Origin of the sequence: Streptomyces phaeochromogenes, assembly GCF_001418655.1 — a bacterium.
Taxonomy (GTDB): Bacteria; Actinomycetota; Actinomycetes; order Streptomycetales; family Streptomycetaceae; genus Streptomyces; species Streptomyces phaeochromogenes.
This window is the reverse complement of record NZ_LIQZ01000583.1, coordinates 1-4,041: the sequence shown is the minus strand read 5'-3', so window position 1 is coordinate 4,041 and position 4,041 is coordinate 1. Positions and strand designations below refer to the sequence as shown.

The 4,041-nt window shown below is 73.1% G+C and carries 2 protein-coding genes; both read right to left on the bottom strand.

Features of this window, described 5'->3' with window-relative positions:
* Positions 1-189 (bottom strand): hypothetical protein (locus AOK17_RS51840; RefSeq protein WP_206190954.1); only part of this gene is annotated, 189 nt, incomplete at its 3' end.
* Between the two features lie 251 nt (positions 190-440).
* Positions 441-4,031 carry a type I polyketide synthase gene (locus AOK17_RS46160; RefSeq protein ID WP_055618631.1) on the bottom strand — a complete coding sequence of 1,197 codons (3,591 nt, stop codon included), beginning with the start codon at positions 4,029-4,031 and terminating at the stop codon, positions 441-443.
* Positions 4,032-4,041: the final 10 nt, after the last annotated feature.

Below are 4,041 nucleotides of genomic sequence, written 5' to 3'. Positions count from 1 at the left end.
GGCCGCGAGGGGGTACAGCGTCTCCCTCGTCGAACGACGGAACCCGACGACCGCCCGGCTGTCCGCCAGCACGGCACGCTGCCGCTGGGCCAACTCCTTGGATGTGCCCGTCCGTTCGGCCAGCCTGCGCCCTAGCTCGACGGCATGCGCCCGCTGACCGGCATCCGCGTCGGCGCCCTCGCCGACCATGCCTGAGCCTTCGGGGAGGGTTACTCGGGGGCCGTGGAGGGTGGGTGGCGGTGGAGAGAGCGGGGCCGGTGTGGTGGTGGGTGCGACGGGAGTCGGGGCCGAGGCTGCGGGTGCGGTTGCCGCCGGGGCCGGGGCCCGAGGGGGCGTCGAGGCTGGTCCGGGCGGCGTCGCCGCCAAGTGTCGCTTGGCCGCCGCGAGTTGTGCCGTCAGCTTCCGGGAGAGTTCCGCGGCCCGGTCGGCCGCCGTCGTACTCATCGGGCACGCTCGGCGCCGAGCAGGGCTATCGCCTCGGAGAGCTGGGTCACCATGGCCGCCTGCGTCTCGGCGAGCAGATCGATCTGCCGCCGGAGCTCGGCGACCTCGGAGCGGAGCGCGTGCTCCGGGCCGACGGGCGCCGGGGCGGCGGGAGCCGGGGCCACGGGAGCCGAGGCGGTCGCCGCAGCCGGCACGGCCGCTGGGGCAGGCACAGCCGCAGGCGCGAGCGCGGGCCCTGCGGCAAGGGCAGACGCCGAGGCAAGCCCAGAAGCAGGAGCAGGATTCGGGGCAGGAGCAGACACGGACGCAGGAGCGGGAACGGAGGCAAGAGCAGGAGCGTGAGCGGGAGCAGAGGCAGAAGCGGGAGCCGAAGCAGCGGCGGCGGCAGCGGCAGCGGCAGGCGCAAGCCCAGCCGCAAGCCCAGCCGCAACGCCCGTGCCAACGTCGACCGGCCCACCCTCCGCCCGCGAAGCCAACCGCCCCGCCCGCGCGGCGATCAGACGAGCCGTGAGCTCAGGCGTGCCCGCCTCCTCAAGAACCTCCCGGACGGATGTCCGCACGCCGAACTCGCTCTCCAACTGCCGCAGCAACCCGATGAGTTGCAGCGAATCCGCTCCGAGGCCGACGAACGTCTGCCCGGCGCCGAGCTCGTCGGCGCGGTAGCCGAGATGCCGGGCCGTGAGCTCCCGTACGCGTTCGAGTACTGCCTGTTCGGTCATGCCGTCCTCCACTGAACCTTCCTTTGCAGGTAATCGGTCCACTCCCGGACCGGGATGCGGTGGCGGGCCGGTCCAGTACGACCGGTGCTGGAACGGGTACACGGGCAGCGGAATCCGGCGCCCCCCGCAGCCCTCCAGGAGAGCCGCCCAGTCGAGGTCCACCCCGGCACAGTGCAGACGGGCCGCCGCCGTCCACACGCCGTCGGTGTCGGCGCCGCGGCCCTGAGTCGGCACGCAGAGGGTCTCCGGCACGGCACGGCGGGCCATGCCGGTCAGCGGCGCGCCGGGCCCCAGTTCGACCAGGGCACCCCTGGGCGCGAGCGTGCGCAGCACGGCGTGGAAGTCCGCGGTGCGCCGCGCCTGCCGTACGAGGTAATCGGCGTCGGGCAGCCAGCCCACGGGATACGCCGTACCGTCCAGTCCGCTCACGAACTCCACCTGTACGGGCCGGAGTTCGGCCTTGCCCACAGCAGCGTGCAGTTCGTCGAGCATCGGGTCGAGCAGCGCCGTGTGGAAGGCGCGGTCGACGGGGAGCTGCTCGCCTGCCACGTCGTGCTCGGCCAGCCAGGCCCGGGCCGCCTCGACCGCGGCCGGCGGACCGGCGACGACGTGATGCGTGGGACCGTTGGACACCGCCAGTTCGAGACGCCCGTACCGCGTCGGGTCGATGTCCCCGATCAGCCGCCGTACGTGTTCCGGCGGGGCGAACACGGCCAGCATCGCGCCGGGTTCGGTGTCCTGCATGAGCCGGCCCCTGCGGCAGAGGAGCCGCATACCGTCCTCCGGCGACAGGGCTCCCGCGACGCACAGGGCCGCGTACTCCCCGACACTGTGCCCGGCGACGGCCGACGGTCGCACACCGAACCCCTGCCAGAGCCGGGCCTGTGCCACCTGCAGGGCGAACAGCGCGGGCTGGGCGAAGTCGGTGTCCCACCTCTCCGGGCCCCGGCCACCGACGATCCGGTCGAGGAAGTCCGACTCCCCGGTCTCCTCCTGATGGATACGGGCGCACCGCTCCAGGACGTCGGCCACCACGGGGAAGCGGGCTGCGAGCGCCGCGGCCATTCCGGGCCTGCCGCCGCCCTGCCCGCTGAATACGTACGCGAGCGTGACCGGGGTCAGAGTCGCACTCGGGGTCGGGGCCGGGGCCGGGGTGTCCACGGTTCCGGTGTAGTACGCGGCGGTGGGAGGCGCGGGGCTCCCCGGATCCGCCAGGAAGGCGTCGAGGCCGCGGACGAGCCCTCCGACAAGGTTGTCGACAAGGTTGTCGGCCGAGCCATCGACGGGTGCGGAGACGGCAGCCGGGGTAGCGGCCGGTGCCGTGACGGCCGGTGCGGTGACTACCAGCCGGTGGCGCAGGTGCCGGCGCCCGAGCGCGGCGGTCGTGAGGAGGTCGGCCGGTGCCATGTCCGGGCGCCGCACCAGGGCGTCGCGGAAGGAACGGGCGTACTCCTCCAGGGCTTTGGGGCTGTGCGCCGAGAGCGGCAGGAGTACGGGAACCGGGGTACCCACGGTCCGGCCGGGGGCGGCCGGGGCCTCTTCCAGAATCACATGGGCGTTGGTGCCGCCCATGCCGATGGAGTGCACACCCGCCCGCCGGGGCCCGTCGCCCTGCAACGGCCAGGGCATGGCACGCCGCGGAAGCGTGAACGGGCTTTCCTCGACCCCGAGTTGGGGGTTGGGCCGGGTCAGGTTCACCAGCGGCGGAACGACACCGTGCCGCAGCACCAGAACCGCCTTGACCAGCCCCGCGAGCCCCGCCGCGCTGTCCAGGTGCCCGATGGCGGGCTTGGTGGACCCGAGCGCGCAGAAGCCCCTGCGGTCCGTGTGCCGCCGGAACGCCTCGCTGAGCGCGGCGAATTCGATCGGATCACCCTTGTAGGTGCCGGTGCCGTGCGCCTCCAGATAGCCGATCGTCTCGGCCCCGACACCGGCGCGGTCCAGCGCGCCGAGCACGGCGTCGCGCTGGCCCGCGACACCCGGAGCGGCGAAACCCGCCTTGTCCGCACCGTCGTTGGTGACCGCGGAGCCCAGGATGACGGCGTGCACGGTGTCGCCGTCGGCGAGGGCGTTCGCGAGCGGCTTGAGGAGTACCGCGGCCACCCCGTTGCCGCCGACCGTGCCGTCCGCGGCGGCGTCGAAGGCCCGTACCGCACCGGACTTGGAGATCGTCGAGCCCTTCACATGGCGGTGCCCGGTGACCTGCGGCAGATGCAGGGCGGCCGATCCCACCACCATGAGGTCCGCGTCGCCCGCGAGCAGCGCCTGACAGGCCAGATGGACCGAGACGAGCCCGCTGGAACAGGCGGTCGCGACATTCACCGCCGGACCGTCGAGCCCGAGCCGGAACGCGGCCCGATTGGCCGTGAAATCCGGGTAGTTGCCGACCTGGATCTGCTTCACCGTGGTCCAGTCGTCGCCGCGGCTCGACTCACCGATGTTGGAGGCGAGATAGCTGTGCAGTGAGTACAGGCGGTACCCGACACTCGCGTAGACGCCGATCCGGTCGCCCGCGTCACGATTGCCCACGCCGCGGTTGCCGGTTCCGGCGTACCCGCCGTCCTCCAGCGCGTGGTGGCAGCACTCCAGGAACAACCGCTGCTGGGGATCGGTCAGGGTGGCTTCTCGCCCGCTCATCCCGAAGAACCCGGCGTCGAAGCCGTCGACGCCGTGCAGCAGCGCGCTCGCTCCGGTGAAGTCCGGGTCGCGGTAGAGCTCCTCGGGCAGGCCCGCGGCGGCGAACTCGGAGTCCGTGAAGGGCCGTACGTGGGACACCCCGGACCGGATGTCGTGCCAGTACTGCTCGGGTGTGTCAGCCCCCGGAAACCTCAGCGCCATCCCGATGACCGCCACGCGCGGGTCCCGCACCGCTCTCCCC